15 protein-coding genes and 1 other RNA gene are annotated in these 19949 nt (G+C 69.7%); 3 read left to right on the top strand and 13 right to left on the bottom strand.

The window, feature by feature from the left end; all coding sequences use genetic code 11:
• From FAF44_RS32530 to FAF44_RS32520, 3 genes are all read right to left on the bottom strand, one after another.
• On the bottom strand, positions 1–748 hold a 748-nt coding region (locus FAF44_RS32530; protein WP_237107146.1), incomplete at its 3' end, for an AfsR/SARP family transcriptional regulator.
• 13 nt (positions 749–761) lie between these two features.
• Positions 762–2309 carry a serine/threonine-protein kinase gene (locus FAF44_RS32525; RefSeq protein WP_237107145.1) on the bottom strand — a complete coding sequence of 516 codons (1548 nt, stop codon included), beginning with the start codon at positions 2307–2309 and terminating at the stop codon, positions 762–764.
• Positions 2310–2335: 26 nt separating this feature from the next.
• Positions 2336–3298 carry a GlxA family transcriptional regulator gene (locus FAF44_RS32520; RefSeq protein ID WP_237107144.1) on the bottom strand — a complete coding sequence of 321 codons (963 nt, stop codon included), beginning with the start codon at positions 3296–3298 and terminating at the stop codon, positions 2336–2338.
• A 98-nt stretch (positions 3299–3396) separates the two neighbouring features.
• Between FAF44_RS32520 and FAF44_RS32515 the strand changes: the two genes are divergently transcribed.
• Positions 3397–3804, top strand: a complete 408-nt coding sequence (locus FAF44_RS32515) for a hypothetical protein (protein ID WP_237107143.1) — start codon at positions 3397–3399, stop codon at positions 3802–3804.
• A 226-nt stretch (positions 3805–4030) separates the two neighbouring features.
• On the opposite strand, the gene FAF44_RS32510 is transcribed toward FAF44_RS32515, so the two are convergent.
• The 4 genes from FAF44_RS32510 to FAF44_RS32495 form a co-directional block, all read right to left on the bottom strand.
• A complete protein-coding gene (locus FAF44_RS32510) occupies positions 4031–4630 on the bottom strand; it encodes a hypothetical protein (RefSeq protein WP_237107142.1) in 600 nt (199 codons plus the stop codon).
• Positions 4627–5544, bottom strand: a complete 918-nt coding sequence (locus FAF44_RS32505; protein ID WP_237107141.1) for a hypothetical protein — start codon at positions 5542–5544, stop codon at positions 4627–4629. The genes FAF44_RS32510 and FAF44_RS32505 overlap by 4 nt, the downstream gene beginning before the upstream one ends.
• A gap of 182 nt (positions 5545–5726) precedes the next feature.
• Positions 5727–9281: a DNA polymerase III subunit alpha gene (gene dnaE / locus FAF44_RS32500; RefSeq protein ID WP_237107140.1), complete on the bottom strand. Its 3555-nt coding sequence runs from the start codon at positions 9279–9281 to the stop codon at positions 5727–5729.
• 319 nt (positions 9282–9600) lie between these two features.
• Positions 9601–12483: a S8 family serine peptidase gene (locus tag FAF44_RS32495; RefSeq protein WP_237107139.1), complete on the bottom strand. Its 2883-nt coding sequence runs from the start codon at positions 12481–12483 to the stop codon at positions 9601–9603.
• Positions 12484–12640: 157 nt separating this feature from the next.
• On the opposite strand from FAF44_RS32495, the gene FAF44_RS32490 reads away from it, so the two are divergent.
• Positions 12641–13642 carry a helix-turn-helix domain-containing protein gene (locus FAF44_RS32490; RefSeq protein WP_237107138.1) on the top strand — a complete coding sequence of 334 codons (1002 nt, stop codon included), beginning with the start codon at positions 12641–12643 and terminating at the stop codon, positions 13640–13642.
• Between the two features lie 97 nt (positions 13643–13739).
• Here FAF44_RS32490 and ssrA read toward each other — a convergent pair.
• The 5 genes from ssrA to ftsE form a co-directional block, all read right to left on the bottom strand.
• Positions 13740–14123, bottom strand: a transfer-messenger RNA (tmRNA) gene (ssrA, locus tag FAF44_RS32485).
• 312 nt (positions 14124–14435) lie between these two features.
• On the bottom strand, positions 14436–16289 hold the full coding sequence (locus FAF44_RS32480) for a penicillin-binding transpeptidase domain-containing protein (RefSeq protein ID WP_237107137.1): 1854 nt from the start codon (positions 16287–16289) through the stop codon (positions 14436–14438).
• Between the two features lie 19 nt (positions 16290–16308).
• The gene (gene smpB, locus FAF44_RS32475; RefSeq protein ID WP_237107136.1) at positions 16309–16776 is read right to left on the bottom strand and encodes an SsrA-binding protein SmpB; all 468 of its coding nucleotides are present in this window, start codon (positions 16774–16776) and stop codon (positions 16309–16311) included.
• A 47-nt stretch (positions 16777–16823) separates the two neighbouring features.
• Entirely contained in the window at positions 16824–17723 is a 900-nt protein-coding gene (gene ftsX, locus FAF44_RS32470) for a permease-like cell division protein FtsX (protein WP_237107135.1), read from the bottom strand.
• A gap of 20 nt (positions 17724–17743) precedes the next feature.
• Positions 17744–18433 (bottom strand): cell division ATP-binding protein FtsE, encoded by a 690-nt coding sequence (gene ftsE / locus FAF44_RS32465; RefSeq protein WP_237107134.1) that lies wholly within the window; start codon positions 18431–18433, stop codon positions 17744–17746.
• Between the two features lie 202 nt (positions 18434–18635).
• Here ftsE and FAF44_RS32460 point away from each other — a divergent pair, with 202 nt between their 5' ends.
• On the top strand, positions 18636–18827 hold the full coding sequence (locus FAF44_RS32460) for a hypothetical protein (protein WP_237107133.1): 192 nt from the start codon (positions 18636–18638) through the stop codon (positions 18825–18827).
• Here FAF44_RS32460 and prfB read toward each other — a convergent pair.
• Positions 18813–19928 (bottom strand): peptide chain release factor 2, encoded by a 1116-nt coding sequence (gene prfB / locus FAF44_RS32455; RefSeq protein WP_237107132.1) that lies wholly within the window; start codon positions 19926–19928, stop codon positions 18813–18815. The two genes, FAF44_RS32460 and prfB, sit on opposite strands and share 15 nt — an antisense overlap.
• Positions 19929–19949: the final 21 nt, after the last annotated feature.

Genomic DNA, 19949 nt, shown 5'->3' with positions numbered 1-19949 from the left:
CCCCCGTACCACCCGGAAACGGCCCCCCGGCGTCGTTCAGCACCCGTTGCTGAGCCGCCGTGAGCTCACCCCCCGGCTCCAGCCCCAGCTCCTCCACCAGCAACGCCCGCGCGTCCTGATACGCGCTGAGCGCCTCCGACCGCCGCCCCGCCTGATGCAGGGCCTCGATGAGCCGGACCCAGGCACGTTCACGCAGCGGATGCGCCCCGACCAGCGCCCGCAGCTCACCCACCACCTCGGACCCGCGGCCGAGCCGCAGGTCGAGCTCCACCCGCTCCTCGACGGCCGTCAGCCGCAGCTCCTCAAGCGGCACGCCGTACGCCCGCCGCAGCACCGACGACTCGACGTCCGCCAGCGCCGTCTGCCCCCGCCACAACCCCAGCGCCGCCCTGAACCCGTCGGCCGCCTCCGCGACCCGCCCGGCCGTCCGAGCCTGCCTGGCCTCGGAGACCAGCCGCTCGAAGCGGTGGCAGTCCACGTCGTCGGGGTCCACGTCGAGCAGGTAGCCGCCCGGCACCGTACGGATCCCGCCGACGGCCTTGCGCAGCGCGCTGACGTAGACACGCAGAACGGACTCGGCGGACGCGGGCGGCCGGTCGTCCCACACCGCGGACAGCAGCCGCTCGACCGGCACCCGCTCGCTCGCCGACAGCAGCAGCGCGGCCAGCAACGCCCGGTGTTTGGCCGGGCCCGGAGGCTGCCCGCGATCGACGCGCAGCGGGCCGAGCACGCCGAAGCGCACGTTCACCAGCGCTCCGATCTCACGTGCCGGTCGCCGGCCGGACGGCGAAGGACTCGAAGCGCACCCGGGCCTGCTCGGTGGGGCCCGAGGCCGCGTGCACGCCCGCCTCGCCGGGCCCGTACGGGGCGTCCGCGTCGGACACCTCGGCGACCAGGTTCTCGTTCACCCACATGCGCAGGGTGACCGCGCTCCCGTTCCGGACGCACTCCGCCACGATGCGGTTGGCGGCCGTCCGCGGCACCTTGGCGGGGCCGTAGAGGGCCTTGCCCTGGGTGCCCGTGCGGCGCTTGACGATCGAGACCGCGCCCGCGCCGCTCACCCCGAACTCGTAACGCTCGCCGGAGCCCGCCGAGCCGTGGCACCACACGCCGTACTCCCCGCTGCCCTCCTCCAGGGTGGCCCGCCCGCTGACGATCACTCCGTGCTCCGGCTCCTGGACGGGGGCCGACTTCCACAACCGCCAGCCCGGTCGCACGGTCAGCTCGTAACCCGCGCCGTCCAGGCGGGCGGTACCGGCGTCGGACGCGCCGACCGCCCAGGATCGCGCGAACCCCGCCTCGTACGGCCGGCTCGGCGCGTTGAGACCGGGCAGGGTCGCGGCGGCGGCGACGGCGAGCACCAGCGCCCCGCTCCCGGCCACCGCCCACGGCCACCGCTTCCGCCGCCGCCGTGCCCTGCCGGGCGGGGCCCCGGCTCCGTCCGCCGGGCCCCCGGTCCGGAGCGGGGCCGGTGTCAGGTTCCCGGTCCACGTACGTTCGACCACCTCGCTGGCCGCCGCCAGCCGTGTGCCGCCCACCAGTTCGGCCAGCAGTTCCGCGGCCGTGGGCCGCGCCAGGACGTCCTTGGCCAGCGCCCGTTCCACCACCCCGCGGACGCCGTCGTCGAGCCCGTCCAGGCGCGGCGCGTCGTGCACGATCCGGTAGAGCACCGTGCCCGCCGCACCGCTCCCGAACGGCAGCCGCCCCGTCCCCGCGTACGCGATCAGCCCGCCCCAGGCGAACACGTCGGCGGCGGGCGTCACCGGCTCACCGCGCACCTGCTCGGGAGCCATGAACGCGGGGGTGCCCAGCAGCGCCTGGCTGACCGGGGAGTCGTGCTCGACGAGCTGCGCGATGCCGAAGTCGATCACACGGGGTCCCAGCGGCGAGAGCAGCACGTTGGAGGGCTTCAGGTCGCGGTGGATCACCCCCGCCCCGTGGATGGCGCTCAGCGCGGTGGCGATGCCCACGGCCAGCGCCTCCAGGTTCCCGCCCGCCAGCGGCCCCTGCTCGTTCACGGCCTGCGCCAGGTCGGGCCCCTTGACGTACTCGGTGACCAGGTAGGCCACGTCCCCGTCGAGGCCGGCGTCCAGCACGGGCGCGGTGCAGAACCTGGCCACCAGCCGCGCCGCCGCCACCTCGCGCTCGAAGCGCCGCCGGAAGGCCGGGTCGCGGGCCAGGGCGGGGTGGATGAGCTTGACCGCGGCCAGGCCGCCGGTGGGGGTGGCGGCGAGGTACACCTCGCCCATGCCGCCACGCCCGAGCAGGCGTCGCAGCGTGTAGCCCCCAATGACCCGGTCACCATCCATCGAGGACAGATTAGCCAGAGTCCGGATCAACCAGCCGCTTGCGTCAGCCGGTAGCGGGAGGGCGGGATGCCGTAACGGTCGACGAACGCCTGCCGCAACGTCTCCGCCGTGCCGAACCCGCAACGCGTCGCCACCGCCGCCAGCGGCAGCGAGGTGGAGGCGAGCAGGTGGGCGGCGGCCTCGGTGCGGGTCTGCCGGACGTAACGGCCGGGCGTCTGGCCGAGGTGCCGCAGGAACAGCCGGGTCAGGTGCCGCTCGCTGACGCCCGCGCCCAGCGCCAGCGTGGCGCTGCTCAGGTCGTCGCGCAGGTGCGCCGCGATGTGCTCGATGGTGCGCTTGACGAGGCTGTTGGCGGGCGAGGGCGCTTCGACGAACATGCTCATCTGCGCCTGGTTGCCGGGACGTTGCAGGTAGGTGACCAGGTTCCGGGCGACGGTCCTGGCCAGTTCGGGGCCGTTGTCCTCCTCCACGAAGGCCAGCATGAGGTCGAGGGCGGCGGTGATGCCCGCCGAGGTGGCGACGTCGCCGTCCCTGATGAAGATCGGGTCGGGGTCCACGACGACGTCGGGGAAGCGCTCGGCCATCTCCTGCGCGTGGCTCCAGTGCGTGGTGGCGCGCCGCCCGTCGAGCAGCCCGGCGGCGGCGAGGACGTACGAGCCGGTGCAGACCGAGGCCACCCGGCGGCTCTCCCGGGCCAGCCGGCGCACGTGTCCGACGATCAGCGGGTTCGCGGCGGCGTCCGCGTAGCCGATCCCGCCCGCCACCACGAGCGAGTCGAGCGGCCCCGTGACCCGCTCCAGGACGAGCTGGGCGTGCAGGGTCAGCGCGGTGGCGGTGCTGATGGGGTGGCCGCCGGGGGTGGCGACGCGGTACTCGTAGTACGGCAGCGCGCCGTGCCAGTTCGCGCTCTCCAGCGTCGAGGTGATGCTCGCGATCTCGAGTAACTCCGCCGCCTCGTACGCCACGATCACGACCCGTCGTCGGTCCATGCCCCGACTGTAGGTCCGAAGGACCGAGAACCCAAGTTTCCGGACCTCCCGGGCGGCCGGGCTTGGCACGCCCCGGCCGCCCCCGCGACAGTCGGGGCATGACGACGACAACCTCCAAGTCCGGCCGCCGCTGGGGCAGGTTCGCCCTCCACTACGTCGAGATGATCATCGCGATGTTCGTCGGGATGTTCGCGCTCGGCATGGTGCAGTCCGCCGTCGGGCTCGGCGTCTCCCACAGCGAGCAGCCGGAGCTCTGGTACCTCTCGATGGCCCTCAACATGTCGATCGGCATGGCCGCGTGGATGCGCTTCCGCGGCCACGGCTGGGCCCCGACGCTGGAGATGTGCGCGATCATGTTCGCGCCCGCGCTCGTGCTCTTCCCCATGTTGTGGACGGGGCTCATCGACAGCGGCGGGCTGATGCTGGTCTCGCACGTGGTGATGTTCCCGCTCATGCTGGTCGCGATGCTGCGCCGCCTCGACGAGTACGCCGGGTGCGCGCACTGAGCACCCGGCCGTGGCGGCTAGGCCGCTGCGCGCCCGCCGTCGTTCGCCCGCAGGAACCGCTCCAGCCCCGCCAGGTCGTCGGTGTTGAGGTGATCGACGTCGGCGGTGGCCGGCACGCCCAGAGCTCGACGCAACATCGCACCTCCTTCGGAGGATGATCGAGACGCGTGCCACGTCATGCGGGAAAGAAGTGACGTCCCGCTGAACTCCGGACGTGCCGTCCGAGCTACCGCTCCGGAACCGGACGGGCCTTGATCCGGCCGAGCGTGGCGTTCCTGTCCCTGATGTCGGAGATCAGCACGTGCGCCACCAGCAGCAGCCCCAGGCACAGGATGTCGGCGGCCCACCAGGGGATCTCGGCCAGCAGCAGGTACCCCTGGCCGTCGCTCAGCGATCTGATCACCACCGTGACCACCACCACGACGAGCGTGACCAGCCCCCAGCTCCACAGGGGCGGCAGCGTGCCCTTGTTCCACAGCCGCACCCGCCAGTTCATGAACACGGCCAGCACCCCGAGCAGCGCGCAGAAGCCGATCAGCCACCAGGGCAGCGCGAAGGCGGTCTGCTCGGAGATCTGCTCCCGCGTCGTCCGCAGCTCGGCCTCGGCCTCCCGCCTGGCCTGCTCGGCGGCTTCGAGCTGCCGTTCGAGCTGGGCCACGCTCTTCTGCTGCCGGGGGGACTGCGCCGCGCCCTCCGTCGGCAACATCCGCGTCACGACGGTCAGCATGATCGCCACGAACGACAGCGCCAGCACGATCGCCATGAACAGGTCGATGAAGCGCAGATCCAGCGGTGGCGCGAACGACGCGGGCGCCCGCTTCCTCACTGCTCCCTCACCAGCGTGTACTTCTGCGGCCGGCTCTCGACGGCGCTCAGCCGCTCCACGGCCGTACGCAGCGCGTCCAGGCCCTTCACCAGTTCCTCGGTCCGGCCCCGCGAGTGCGCCAGCTCCTGCGTGAGGCCCTGCGTGTGGGACAGCTCCCGGCTCAGCTCCTGGATCTGGGACATCTCGCGGGCGAGCCCGCCGGAGCCCGCGGCCTTGGCCGGCAGGCGCGCGAGGTAGATCAGGAACACCTCGTCCGCCGCCCCGACGTTGGTCCGCTCCGCCCGCTCGACCAGGGCCATCGCGCCGAACGCGAGCACGCTGAGGAACAGCGCGATCATGGTGACGCCGAACGCGGAGGCCAGTTCGGGCAGCACGTACTGCTTGAGCGCGGCGATCAGCACGCTGGGATCGCCGCGTCCGTCCAGCGCGTTGCCGAACGAGCCGACCATCGCGGCCATGGTCAGCGCCGTCCCGATGAAGCCGAAGACCGGCAGCGCCCAGATCAGCGCGTGATCGAGGTGGTGCTTGTTGGCCATCTCGCTCTCGTCCAGGGCGGAGCGGGCGCTCAGCACCGCCTCGGCGTCGCTGCCCGCCTCCGCCGCCTCCTTGAACAGCCTGAGCCGCCGTCCCACCAGCGTCTCGTCGCCGGGCTTCACCGACCCGATGCCGGTCACGGCCCGAGCGGTCGCCTCGTTCTCCCGCCTGATGTCCGGCACCGCCCTGACGATCCTCAGCACGGTGGTCAGGAACACCGCGATGACGAGCGTGACCACGAGCTCGGCCGCCGCCGGCGCCGTGGTCGCGCCCACGAACACCAGCACCGCCTCCACCGCCCCGGTCATCAGCAGCCCACCGGACACCAGAAGCCCCAGCAGCGGCGCGAACGCCGAGTGACGCCAGTCGTACCTTGACACCCTTCAACCCCACTTAGGCACACCGAATAGTAAAGAAACACCTAAGCACACGTAGAGCAATCTTTGGTGACAGAGTGGCAGATCTGTGACTCAGCGCTGGGACTCGATCGCGCAACGAACCGGCCCCGGCACCCAAGGCGGGTGCCGGGGCCACGTTCAGAGCGCCTGGCCGTCCAACCGCGTCACAACGAGATCGACTCCGGGCCGAGCAGCGCCTTGATGTCGGCCGCGAAGCTCGGCGCGGCGTTGACCGGCCACTCCGGCAACGACATCACCATGACCTTGCCCGCCGGCCGCCGGACGTTGATGTGCAGCGGCACCTGCCCGTGATGCGTCTTCAGCACCTGGCGCAACTCCTCCAGCAGGGCCGGGGTGATGCGGTCCTCCCGCAGGAGCAGCGTGATGGGGGCGCCGGACTCGCTGTTGATGCCGGACACGTCGATGGGGGACATCTCCTGGGCGAAGATCGAGATGGCGCCGTCGCGGTTGTTGATCTGGCCCGCGACCGACACCACGATGTCCGGCCGCAGTTCGGGCCCGTACAGCTCGTAGTTGCGAGGGAAGAACAGGCACTCGACGGCGGCGTCCATGTCCTCGACCGTGAGGATGGCCCACGTGTTGCCGGCCTTGTTCACCCGCCGGTCCACCTTCGTGACGAGCCCGGACACCCGGACATCGCCGCGGTCGTCGCGGCCGGAGCCGAGCAGGTCCGCGATCGTGGTGTCCCGGTTCCTGGCCAGCAGCCGCTCGGCGCCGGCCAGCGGGTGGTCGGACACGTACAGGCCGAGCATCTCCCGCTCGAAGTCGAGCTTGGTCTTCTTGTCCCACTCGCCGTCAGGGATGGCGATCGTGAACGCCATCTCGTCGCCCGTGTCGTCCATCCCGCCGAACAGGGAGTCCTGGCCGTGCGCCTCGTTCTTCTTGATGTCGATCACCGAGTCGACGGCCTGCTCGTGGATCATGAGCAGGCCCTTGCGCGGATGTTCGAGCGAGTCGTACGCGCCCGCCTTGATCAGCGATTCGATGACCCGCTTGTTGCAGGCGGTGAGCGGCACCTTGCCGAGGAAGTCGTTGAAGTCGGTGAAGCGGCCCTTCTCGGTGCGGGACTTGACGATCCCTTCGACCACGTTCTCCCCGACGTTACGGACCGCGCCCATCCCGAACCTGACCTGGGTGTCCCCGACGGCGACGAAGTCGAGCTGGGAGTCGTTGACGTCCGGGGGGAGCACCTGGATGCCCATCTTGCGGCACTCGGCCAGGTAGACGGCCGCCTTGTCCTTGTCGTCACCCACGGAGGTGAGCAGGGCGGCCATGTACTCGGCCGGGTAGTTGGCCTTCAGGTACGCGGTCCAGTAGGCGACGAGGCCGTAGCCGGCGGTGTGGGACTTGTTGAACGCGTACCCGGAGAACGGGAGCATGACGTCCCACAGCGCCTGGATCGACTCGTCGCTGTAGCCGTTGCCGCGCATGCCGGACTGGAAGTTGGCGAACTCCGCGTCCAGGATCTCCTTCTTCTTCTTGCCCATCGCGCGGCGCAGCAGGTCGGCGCCGCCCAGCGTGTAGCCGGCCAGCTCACGGGCGACGGCCATGATCTGCTCCTGGTAGACGAGCAGGTGGAAGGTCGGTCCGAGGATGGGCTCAAGGGCGTCCTTGAGTTCCGGGTGGATCGGTTCGATGTCCTGGCGGGCGTTCTTGCGGTGCGCGTAGTTGGTGTGCGCGTTGGCCGCCATCGGGCCCGGTCGGTAGAGGGCGAGCACGGCGGCGATGTCCTCGAACCGGGTCGGCTCCATCAGCTTCAGCAACTGCCGCATGGGGCCGCCGTCGAGCTGGAACACGCCCAGCGTGTCACCGCGAGCCAGGAGCTGGTAGGTCTTCGCGTCGTCGAGCGGCATCGTCAGGGTGTCCAGCTCGATGCCCCGGCTCTGCTTGATGATCTTGATGGCGTGGTCGAGGATGCCCAGGTTCCGCAGCCCCAGGAAGTCCATCTTGACCAGGCCCATCTCCTCACAGGACGGGTAGTCGAACCCGGTGATGACCACCTTGTCCTTGTCCCGGGTGTGCATGGGGATCAGGTCCAGCAGCGGGGTCGAGGACAGGATGACCGCCGCCGCGTGCACGCCGGTGCCGCGGATCAGGCCCTCGATGCCGCGACCGGTGTCGATGACCTTCCTGACGTCGGGGTCGTTGTCGTACAGGGCGCGGATCTCGGTGCCCTCGTTGTAGCGGGGGTGGCCCTCGTTGAACATGTCCGCGAGGGGGACGCCCTTGCCCATGACGTCCGGCGGCATCGCCTTGGTGATCTTGTCGCCCATCGCGAACGGGTAGCCCAGGATGCGCGACGCGTCCTTGACGGCGGCCTTGGCCTTGATCGTGCCGAACGTGTTGACCTGCGCCGTGTACGCGCTGCCGTACTTCTCGGTGACGTAGGCCACCATGCGGTCGCGATGGCGGTCGTCGAAGTCGAGGTCGACGTCCGGCGGGTTGATGCGCTCGGGGTTGAGGAACCGCTCGAACAGCAGGCCGTGCTCCAGCGGGTCCAGCTCGGTGATGCGGGTGGCGTACGCCACGATCGACCCGGTGGCCGATCCTCGGCCCGGCCCGACCGCGATGCCGTTGTCGCGGGCGTACTTGCAGATGTCGGCGACCACGAGGAAGTAGGAGGAGAACCCCATCGGCCCGATGACCTTCATCTCGGTCTCGTAGCGCTCCATCACCTCGTCGGGGACGGGGTCGCCGTACCGCATGACCAGGCCGCGCTCCACCTCCTGGCGCAGCCACGACTCCTGCGTGTCGCCCTCGGGCACGTCGGGGAAGTCCGGCATCCGGTCCACCTGGGCGAAGACGTCGCTGTAGTCGCCGACCATCTCGGCCACGAGCAGGGTGTTGTCGCACGCCTCCGGCAACTCGGGGAACAGGCGGTACATCTCGTCGGCCGACTTGAGGTAGTAGCCCGAGCCGTTGAACCGGAACCGGTTCGGGTCGTCCTTGTTCTTGCCGACGCCGACGCACAGGAGGCTGTCGTGGGCGTCGGCCTGGTCCTCGGTCACGTAGTGGGAGTCGTTGGTGGCCAGCAGCGGGATGCCGAGCTGCTTGGCCAGCCGCAGCAGGTCCGCCCGCACCTCCCGCTCGATGTCGAGCCCGTGGTCCATCAACTCCAGGAAGTAGTTCTCCTTGCCGAAGATCTCCTGGTACTCGCCGGCCACCTTGACGGCCTCGTCGAACTGGCCGAGCCGGATCCGGGTCTGCACCGCGCCGGACGGGCAGCCGGTCGTGGCGATGATCCCGTCGGCGTGCTTCGAGATCAGGTCCTGGTCCATGCGCGGCTTGGAGTAGTAGCCCTCGGCGGAGGCGAGGGACGACAGCCGGAACAGGTTCCGCAGCCCAGTGGCGTTCTTGGCCCACATGGTCATGTGGGTGAACCGGCCGCCGCCGGAGACGTCCTTGCCGCCCTCCCCGTCCGCGACGCCGGTCTCGGCGCGCTGCCCCCAGAAGACGCGTTCCTTCACGAACCGGTTGTGCGGGGCCAGGTACGCCTCGATGCCGATGATCGGCTTGACCGGGGAACCCGCCGCGACCTTCTGGAACTCGTACGCACCGAACATGTTGCCGTGGTCGCTCATCGCGATCGCCGGCATCTCCAGCCGCTCGGCCTCCTTGAACAGCGGCTTCAGCTTGGCCGCCCCGTCCAGCATGCTGTATTCGGTGTGGACGTGCAGATGCACGAACGACTTGCTCACCCGTTCCCCCAACTTCGCATCGGCCCAAATCCTCGCACGAGCCTATTCCGTCACGAGGATCCCCGGGGCGTTGCGGCCGGAGGCGGCAGAGGTTGTTGCCAGCCTGTTGCGCACGTTGCGTACAAGGCCCGCCACCACACCGTTGAACTGCGGAAACGCGTGATCGTGCCGGGCGTGTCGCGCCTTCGGGCCGGCCGGCTCCGCAGGGTGCGGGGCGCCGGTGCTTGATCGATGTGCCTCACGGACCGACCGCCCGCAGGTGAGGCACCTGCGGGCGGTCGATCTTCTTCTGGCTCACCTCGACGATCGGTGCGGGCGGCTAGTTGATGCTGACGACCGTGCCGGTGCCGTTGGGGTATTCGAGGTAGCCGGTGGCCGTGCCGGACAGCTCGCTCCACGAGGCGGTCACCTGCAGCGGTGTGCCGGGCGTGGCGTGGGCCTTGGCCGGCGTGACCCTGAGCGGAGCCACCACGGGGGCGTCGGCGGTCACGATGTCGGTCTGGAGGGTGAAGTCCGTGGCGCTCCCGCCGGAGGCGACGAGGACGATGTAGGCCCCCGGCTCGGGCTTGGCCAGCAGGAGGCGTCTGTCGCCGCCGGAGCCGTCGATGAAGTCGACCACGCTGACCACCCCGTCGGAGCCGCGCCTGAACAGAGCCGCGAGCACCGACGCCCCCGGATCGTGGGAGAGCTTGATCCCGAGCGCCTTCGTGCCCTCGGGAACGGTGACGTCGATCAACCTGGCGAGGTCCGCGCCGGCGGGCGTGGTGTCGTGCATCGGCCGGCCCTGGACGAGGCCGCGACCGGTGGCGGTGAACTTGGCCACACCGGGCGTGACGTCCAGGGTGAGCGTGCCGTCCGTACCGGCCCCCACGACCTCGGCGGGCGCCTTGACGCTGAGCGGCGTGACCACGACGGGGCTGCGAACCGTCGTTCCCGCGCCCGACCAGGTGAGCGAGCTGGTGGTGGTGCCTTCGGCCGCGCCGGGGGTCAGCTTGATGGTGACGGTGAACTCCTTGGTCTCGCCCGCCTTCTTGAAGTTCAGCGTGGAGGGCGAGACCTTGGTCTGGTAGCCGGCCAGGTCGAGCTTGGCGTGGTAGACGCCGGGGGTCAGCGCGGTCACCCTGCGCGTGACCGTCCTGGTGCCGAAGAGCTGCCTGACGGCGATGCTCGGGTAGTTCAGGTCGCTGGTGGCGATCGGCGCGGCCCCGGTGCCCGTCACCTTGCCGAAGCCCTCGAGGTAGCCGTACCAGTCCTTGATCGTCGCGTCGTAGACGAGGCCGGGCTTCAGCATGCGGGCCGGATCGACGTGGCCTGCGCCCTGGGCGTACGCGTCGGCGGTCCTGGTGTCGTAGGCGGTGGTCATCATCGCCGACTTGATCGAGGCGGGCGACATCTGCGGGTGCTCGCCGAGGTAGAGCGCGGCCAGGCCCGCGACGTGCGGGGCGGCCATGGAGGTCCCGGAGTAGAAGTCGAAGTCCTTGCCCTGGTTGCCGGGGGGCGCCACGGCGGCCAGGATCGACACGCCCGGGGCGCTGATGTCCGGCTTGAGCAGATTTCCGTCGTTGGTCAGCGAGGGGCCGCGCGAGGAGAACGAAGCCACCTGCGGGTACGGCGCGCCACCCGTGCTCACCGGGAGCAGGGTCGCGGTGGCCCCCTCGGTCGCGGCGTAGGCGATCAGCTTCGCGGCGTCCGGATGGTCGACGTGCACCGTGGGCACGCCGTGGATGTCGGCGAAGACGTCCTGGCTGCTGGGGTTGCCCAGCACCATGCCCACGCCGCCGGCCCGCTTCACCTCGGCCGACTTGTCGGCGCGCGGAACCACGCCACGCACACAGTAGATGATCTTCCCGGCGGCCTTGGCCGGGTCGAGGGTCTTCGGTCCGCACATGGAGGCGTCGTCGTCCGAGGCCGTGGCGGTCTTGACCGCCACGGAGGTGGCCAGCGGCTTGGGGCCGAACGGCGCCTGCACGGTGGCGCTCGCGCCGTGCAGGACGGTGCCGTCGCCCAGGTGCACGTCGCCGAGGCGGGGCGCGATCGTGCCGGCGGCGACCGTGGTCACCCAGGGCCCGGTGTTGTCGATCGTGGCGGCGCCCGGCCCCGAGTTCCCGCCCGCGGCTGCGACGAAGACCCCCGCCGCGGCGGCCCGCAGGAAGGCCATGCCGGTCGGGTTCGCCACGTCAGGCGCCTCCTGGCCGGCGCCGACCGAGAAGTTGATCACATCGACGCCGTCGGCGACGGCTTGGTCGATGGCGTGGAGGATGTCGCTGATGTAGCCCTGGCCGTTCCACAGCGCCTTGTAGACCGCGATCGCGGCTCCGGGCGCGACACCGGACACGGTGCCGAAGTCGAGGCCGTTGGCGGAGGCGGCGACGCCGTTGTTCCCGGCGGCGGTGCTCGCCGTGTGCGAGCCGTGGCCGCCGAGGTCGCGCGGGGAGACGAACTCTCCTATCGCGGCGGGATCGTGCTGGGCCAGCCAGGTCGTGCCGTAGTAGCGGGCGCTGATCACCTTCTGGTTGCACAGGTCCGCGGTGAACTGCTGGCCGGTCTGGCAGGTGCCGGTGAAGGTGGCCCCGTCGGCCTTCTTCATCACCGTGACGTCGCCCTGCCGGTAGGGCCGGTAGGGGTCGGCCTGTGTGGGCGGCTCGGTGCCGAGCGCGGGGCCGGCGAAGGACGGGTTCTCCGGCCAGATGCCGGAGTCGACGACGCCGACCACGACACCCTTGCCGGCCTCGGCCGTGCCGCCGAGCTTGGACCACAGGCCGTTCGCGCCCGACAGGCCGAGGAAGTCGCTGGAGTCGCGGTCGTCGAGCGCCTGCAGCAGGCCGTCGGGGGCGACGGACACGACGCCGGGCGTCTGGTTGAGCCTGGCCACCTGCAGGGGGGTGAGCTGGGCGACGAAGCCGTTGGACACGACGGAGTAGTGGCCGGAGGCGGCGGCGCCGACGCTCCTGGCCACCTCGTCCTGGCGTCCTGTCAGGTGGTCGCGGTGGCGCTTGGCCTCGGCGCTGGTGGTGTCGAGCTTCTTGCCCGGGTCCGGCTTGGTGGCGGGGTTGGTGGCGAGGGGCTCTTCCGTGAGCGTGACGACATAGGTGGCGAGGTCGCCCGCCGGCGCGGGTTCGGCGTTCGCCGGGACTGCGGCGGCGGTGACCGCCAGGACCGCGGCGAGGGCCAGCGCGTGGGGGACGCGTGAGGTGCGGGACATTGCTCCTCTTGGGGGGAGGTATGGCTGCCACCCGCCCGGCCATGATCGCCCGGCGGGTCACGGAGCAGTCAACGCCGGGCCCTGACCTGCTGTCGAGATATGGTGGTGACGTTTTTGGTCATATGGCCAGAAGCGACACGAATCGGTCAGGTGGTGCGTGGAAGATCAGCCGTCCCTCGCCGCGGCGGGTATCAGGGACTTCGACGAGCGCGTCTACCGGATGCTGCTCAGACATCCCGGGTGGCGCGCCCCGAGCCTCGCCGCCGAACTCGGCGTCACTCCCCCACGGGTACGGCAGGCGCTGGCCAGGCTGCACGAGGCGGGACTGCTGCGCCGCGCCAGAGGCGGCGGCTACGAGGCGGTCCAGCCGGAGAGCGCGCTGTCCACACTGGTCAGCAGGCGGCGCATGGAGGCCGAGGCGGGCCTGGCCGAGGTCATCTCGGTCGCGCAGGACCTGACGCGGCTCTACCACTCCGGACGCCTGGCGGGCAGCGGCGCGCCGGGGGTGGTGGAGGTGCTCTCCCACCCCGAGGACATCAAGCGGGAACTGGTGGAGCAGAACCTCTCGGCCACCACCGAGGTGCTCTACTTCGACACACCCCCGTACGTCGTCAAGCCCGACGGCTACGAGAACTCCAACGCCGCCGAGATGGCCAACACCCGGGACTTCCTGGCCCGCGGCGTGGACCTGCGGGTGATCTACTGCCCCGAGTCCTTCCACCGCCCCGGCCGCCTGGAGACGCTGCTGCGCCTGGCCGAAGAGGGTGAGCGGGCCAGGCTCCTGCCGCAGTTGCCGTTCAAGCTGCGGGTCACCGACCGGCGGGCCGCCCTGTTCGCGCTGACGGACGGCGTCTACGACAACTTCGCGCTGCTGCGCCCCTCCCGGCTGCTGGACGCCCTGATCGAGCTGTTCGAGCTGTACTGGGAGCGGGCCAAACCACTCGGCAGGCCACAGGCCCCGCCCGAGGAACTGCCGACCGAGGAGGACCTGGTCGTGCTGCGCCTGCTGAACTCGGGACTGAAGGACGAGACCATCGGCAGGCAACTCGGCGTCAGCACCCGCACCGCCACCCGCAAGATCGCGGCGGTGGTGGAGCGGCTCGGCATGACCACCCGCTTCCAGGCGGGCGTGGAGGCCGCCGTCCGCGGCTGGCTCTGACCGCCGCGAGCCTGGCGGAACGGACGGCCCGCAGGGCCGAACATACCGAAACCGCCCCTGTCTGCCGACGTTTCGGCAGCTCAGAGGCGGTTTGAGATAGTGGAGGTGGCGGGAATCGAACCCGCGTCCTTCAACCCCAAGTCAGGGCTTCTCCGGGCGCAGCCTGCTGTGTTTTTCTCAGCCCCGGCGATCACGCAGGCGAGTCGCCGACGGGCTCAGCCACTGTTTGGTTTCCCGATCATCCCCGTGGCCGGGTCAATCGGTTGAGCCTTCTAGCGATGCCAGACCCCGGGCCGAAGGCACTCCCGGGCTGACAGTGGTTTCGCTACTTAGGCAGCGAGCGCCAGGGAGTCCCTGGCAGCCACAGTGCTCTTAGAATTGGCACTTGTTGGTTACGGTCACAGGATTAACGAGGTTATGTCCGCAGTCCTCGGCCCGCTTCACCTGGCTTGCAAGGTCAAAGTCGAAGCCAGTCACCCCCTGTGCAATTGTCAACACGCCCTCAAGGAGGCCGCGCATGACGAATGTACATGGGACAACGCCCTGAACGCCAACTTAATTCCGGGTGCGACTCGTCCGCGCCGGAACATGCCGAACCCCCGGGAACGCGGCACAAAGCACGCGCCCCGGGGGCCGACCGGCAGGGTCGAGCCGGTCCGGACGGCAGGACTTCCCCCGAGATGAAGTCCTGTCTCATCACGGCGACTGGAACCGCAACCCCCCGAGCGGGCCCAGTCACTGAGTAAGACGCAACCCGCCTCCGCAAAGGTTGCTCAGCGTGACGAATAATTCACTACGGGCTACGAAGCGCCCCGAAGAAGCTGCCCGCCACGGCCGCCGGATCGTAGTTCTTCGCCAGCACCGCGATGGCCACGTCGCCCTGCCAGCCGACGAACCAGCCCTGCTGGTTGCCCGACGTCGCCGTCACGCCGTAGACCCGCCCCTTGCCCGCCTGCGCGGGCGTGCCGGCCGCACCGGCCCGCATCATGGTCATCAGCGCCGCGCGGGCCTTCGGGTCCATCGGCACCGGGGCCGGCTGCGGGGCCGGCGTCGACTCGCCCGTCGGGTCGGGCGACTTGGGGTCGGTGACCAGCACCGGCGGACGCCACGTGCCCGAGCCCACCGCCGCGGCCACCAGGGCCATGCTGAGCGGGCTCATCTCGACGTTCTGGCCCGCGATGGCCTTGGCCTTGTCGGCGTCGCCGCCCAGCGACGGCAGTGTCCCGCTGAACGACCTCAGCGGCAGCCGCCACGGCTGCCCCACGCCGAACGCCTTGGCGCTGCGCAGCAACTCGTCGGCCGTGACCCGGCGGGCCAGTGAGGCCAGCGCGGTCACGCAGCCCTTGGCGAAGTGCTCCTGGAAGGTGGCCGACGTGGTGACGCCCGCGCTCTGGCCGGTGTGCACGAACTTGGCCCCGCCCACCGTGCGCTCCTGCGGGCAGGCCAGCTTCTGCTTGGGGCTCACGCCCTTCTTCAGCAGCGCGTCCGCGGCCACGATCGAGAAGGCCGTGCCGGCCGGGAACTTGCCGGCCAGCGCGTCGCGCTCCTGGTGCAGGCCCTTGGTGCTGACCGCGAGGACCTCACCCGTCTCGCGCTGCACCGCCACCAGCGCGCTGGTGCCCGTCTCGGCCACCGCCAGTTCGGCCGCCGCCTGCGTGACCCGGTCGATCGTGGTCTTCACCGAGACGTTCTGCCGGCCCGGCCACTGCTTGAGCTCGGCGACCTGCTCGCCGGTCTTCAGGTCGAGAGTGATCACCTTGGTCTCGGTGGAGCCCGTCAGGTAGTCCTGGTATGCCTGCTGCAGGCCGTTGCGGCCCACCGAGTCGCCGGCCCGCTGCGGGCCGCCCAGCTTCTGCTCGGTCTCGGGCGTGAGCGCGCTGACGCTGCCCACGATCTGGCGGGGCGCGTCGGGATCGACGGGCTGGCGCTGCGGCTGGATCTCGACCCCGTCGATGGCCTCCAGCTTCACCCGCTTCGACTGGAAGAGGGCCCGTCCGAACGTCACGAGCTGCACGAACTTCTCGGGCGGCGAGGACCTGACCCGGCTCAGCAGCCGGTCCTGGGCGTAGCCGGTGACCTCCGAGAGCTGCGCGACCACCTCTTGGGCGCGGTCGCCGAGCTGGTTGGGGTAGACGCCCGCGACGTAGAGGAGGGTGTCGTTCTGGAGCGCGTCGCCGGCCCGGTCGACCACCGGCTGCCGCGGCCGCGGCTCGGTGTCGACCGCGAACCGCTGCCCCTCCTTGAGCTGCGGATGCAGCACCGAGGGTGACCAGCGCACCTTCCAGGAGCCGTCGACCAGGTGCAGCGGCAGCACCCCCTCGTACTCCCACAGGGGGTTGTTCTCCCCGAGGTCGACCTCCGCGTGGAAGTCGGCCCTGGACTCGTCGTCGGCGACGTCGACCTTCGTGATCTTGAAGCGGAACGAGGCGGCGTCCAGCTCCAGCTTCGCGTCGGCCAGCGCCTTGCGCACCGTCTGCTCGTCGCCGTCGGTGCGTCCCGCGGCCAGGTCGTAGTCCTCCGTCTGCCAGCCCACGAGGAAGTCACGCACCGCGTCGTGCGGTGAGGGCTCCTCGAAACAGCCGGTCAGCGTGGTGCTCGCGACCGCCAGAGTGACGGTCGCGGCCAAAGTGCGGCGGGCGCGGATCATGGGTTGCGGTGTCACACTCTCATCGGTTGTGCTGCCGCAGCGCCCGGGCCATCTCCCGCTTGGCCTGCTGCTCCGCCAGCGCGTGCCGCTTGTCCCAGTCTTTCTTGCCGCGCGCCACGGCGATCTCGACCTTGGCCCTGCCGTCCTTGAAGTAGAGCGTCAGCGGCACGATCGTGAGCCCGCCCTCCTTCGTCTTGGCGGCGAGCTTGTCGATCTCCTTGCGGTGCAGCAGCAGCTTGCGCTTGCGGCGCGCCGCGTGGTTGGTCCACGTGCCCTGCGAATATTCGGGAATGTGGACGTTGAGCAGCCACGCTTCGTCACCGTCGATGCTGGCGTAGCCGTCGACGAGCGAGGCGCGACCTTCGCGCAGCGACTTCACCTCGGTGCCCTGCAGCACGAGACCCGCCTCGAAAGTGTCCTCGACGTGGTAATCGTGCCGAGCGCGTTTGTTCTGGGCGATGACCTTCCGCCCGGTCTCACGTGGCATGCTTCGACTTTACCGGCGACCGGGGCGGCGACGACCCAAGCTCACCCCTACACCCTGAGATAGCGACGCAGCGTCACGAACGAGGCCAGAATACAGATCACGACACCGATGACCATGGTGAGCGTGATCGTCTGGGCCAGATCGTTCCAGCCGAGCCCGGTGCCGAAGAACCGCACCACCTCGTCGAACAGGAAGACCTTCGCGAGGATCAGGATGACCGCCGCGAACACGCCGCCGAGCAGGCCGGCGATGACGCCTTCCATGACGAACGGCAACTGGATGTAGAGGTTGGAGGCGCCCACCAGCCGCATGATGCCGGTCTCCCGGCGCCGGTTGAACGCCGACAACCGCACCGTGTTGCCGATCAGCAGGGCCGCCGCCAGCACCAGGACGATGGCCACCGAGAGCGCCGCGAACGCGAGCGTGTTGAGCAGGCTGAAGAACGGGGCGATGAGCTGTCTCTGGTCCGTCACGTCCGCCACGCCGGGCTGCCCCTTCATGGCGTCGAGGACGGGCTTGTAGTTGTCAGGGTCCTGGAGGCTGATCCGGAACGACTCGGGCAGGTCCTCGACCCTGGTGACGTCGACGAGGGCCTGGTTGTTCGAGAAGGACTCCTTGAAGTTCTTGTAGGCGTCGGCCGAGTTCTCGTAGAGAACCCCCTTGACGCCCGGAGTCTTCTTGATGTGGTCCTCCAGCGCCTTGATCTGCGCGGGCGTGATCGCCTTGCCGTTACAGGCAGGCATCGCCGATCCCTTTTTGCAAAGGAAGACCGAGATCTCGACCTTGTCGTTCCAGTAGTTGCTCATCAGCCCGACCTGGCTATTGATCATCAGGCCGACGCCCAGCAGCGCCATACTGACCGCCACGGTGATGACCACGGCGATCGTCATGGTCAGGTTGCGACGGAGGCCGATCCAGACCTCGGAGAAGATGAAATTCGCCCGCATGTCTTGTCTGCAGCTCCCTGTCAGTACGCCTGGCCGTAAACGCCACGCGACTGGTCACGGACGATCTTGCCGTCCTCCAGCTCCACGACACGCTTGCGCATGGAGTCGACGATGGCCGCGTCGTGCGTGGCCATGACGACCGTGGTGCCAGTCCGGTTGATGCGGTCGAGCACCTTCATGATGCCGATGCTCGTCGCGGGGTCGATGTTGCCCGTGGGCTCGTCGGCCAGCAGGATCATGGGCCTGTTGACGAACGCGCGGGCCATGGCGACACGCTGCTGCTCGCCGCCGGACAGCTCGTCGGGCATGCGGTGCGCCTTGCCCTCCAGGCCGACCAGCTCGACGACCTCGGGCACCACCTTGCGGATGAACCGCCGGGGCTTGCCGATGACCTCGAGCGCGAACGCCACGTTCTCGTAGACGTTCTTGTTCGGGAGCAGCCTGAAGTCCTGGAAGACGCAGCCGATGCGGCGGCGCAGGTGCGGCACCTTGAAGTTGGTGAGGCGGGCCAGATCCTTGCCGGCGACATGGATGGCACCGGAGTTGGGCCGCTCCTCCTTGAGGACCAGACGCAGGAACGTGGACTTGCCTGATCCCGAGGGACCGACGAGGAACACGAACTCGCCCTTGTCCACGTCAACGGACACGTGGTCGAGAGCGGGACGGTTCTGGTTCGCGTAGACCTTGGTGACATTATCGAAATGGATCACGAGAGCATCACGGCATGCCAGTCTAGGGGTCAGGACGGAAGCGAGGGTGGCACATGCCCACTTCCCGCCACCGGCCGATCGGGGACGTCGACTTTACTGATGATCGACGTTCCGATTGGCCAGACGACAGTCTAGGGGGAAGACTGGCATGGAACGTCCATAACGGAAACAAAACGATTGTGCGGCTAGACTTGGGGCTGTCATGAGTTGCGAACACCTCGTATGCGCGCAGTGTGCCCACCCCGTGGTCGAGGGGCGCTGCCCCACCTGCCGGGCCACCAGGGAGCGGATGCACAACCACGGCTTCGCCGGGTTGCCACCCGCTCTCATCGCCCTGCTGCTCGTCGCCCTGCTCCTGCTGACGCTGGCGGCCGAGCACCTAGTCGGTGCCTGACTCCTGGCGGCGCATCCAGCGGATCTCCGACTCGATGAACTCGTCGAGGTCGCCGTCGAGCACCGCTGACGGGTTGCCCGCCTCCGTGCCCGTGCGCAGGTCCTTGACGATCTGGTAGGGGTGCAGCACGTAGTTGCGGATCTGGGTGCCCCACGACGTGGTCGTCGCGCCCCGCAGCTCCGACATCTTCTCGGCCTCTTCCTGCCGCTTGCGCTCGAGCAGCTTGGCCTGCAGCACGTTCATCGCCGTCGCGCGGTTCTGCAACTGCGAGCGCTCGTTCTGGCAGGACACCACGATGCCGCTGGGCAGGTGCGTGATGCGCACCGCCGAGTCGGTGGTGTTGACGCCCTGGCCGCCGGGGCCGCTGGAGCGGTAGACGTCGACGCGGATCTCGTCCTCGTTGATGTCGATGTGGTCGGTCTGCTCGACGACCGGCACGATGTCCACCCCGGCGAACGAGGTCTGCCGCCGCCCCTGGTTGTCGAACGGGCTGATGCGCACCAGCCGGTGGGTGCCGTGCTCGCCGCGCAGCGTGCCGTAGGCGTAGGGGGCCTTGATCGTGAACGTGGCCGACTTGATGCCGGCCTCCTCCGCGTAGGAGGTGTCGTAGACCTCGGTCGAGTAGCCCTTGCGCTCGGCGAAGCGCAGGTACATGCGCAGCAGCATCTCCGCCCAGTCGGCGGCGTCGACCCCGCCGGCCTGCGAGTTGATCGTGACGAGCGCCTCGCGCGCGTCGTACTCGCCCGAGAGCAGGGTGCGCACCTCAAGGGCCCCGATGTCGGACTTCAGCGACTCGAGTTCCTTGTCGGCCTCGGCGCGCGTGTCGTCGTCGCTCTCCTCGGCCGCCAGCTCGTAGAGGACCGTCAGGTCCTCGAGACGGCGTGCGACGCCCTCCACGCGGTTGAGCTCGCCCTGGAGGTGGGAGAGCTTGCTGGTGACCTTCTGGGCCTGTTCAGGGTCGTCCCACAGGTCGGGCGCGGCAACCTGCTGCTCCAGCTCCGCGATCTGCTTGCGCATCGCGTCGAGGTCGAGCACGTCCTGGATGCTGCGGAGCGTGCCCCGGAGCTCGTTGATCTCTTCTGCCGGATCGATGCCTGCCACGTCTCCCAAGAGTACGCGACC

Source organism: Nonomuraea sp. MG754425 (assembly GCF_021699195.1).
Lineage (GTDB): Bacteria > Actinomycetota > Actinomycetes > Streptosporangiales > Streptosporangiaceae > Nonomuraea.
The sequence above is the reverse complement of the archived record's forward strand: the minus strand, read 5'-3'. Positions and strand labels throughout refer to the sequence as shown.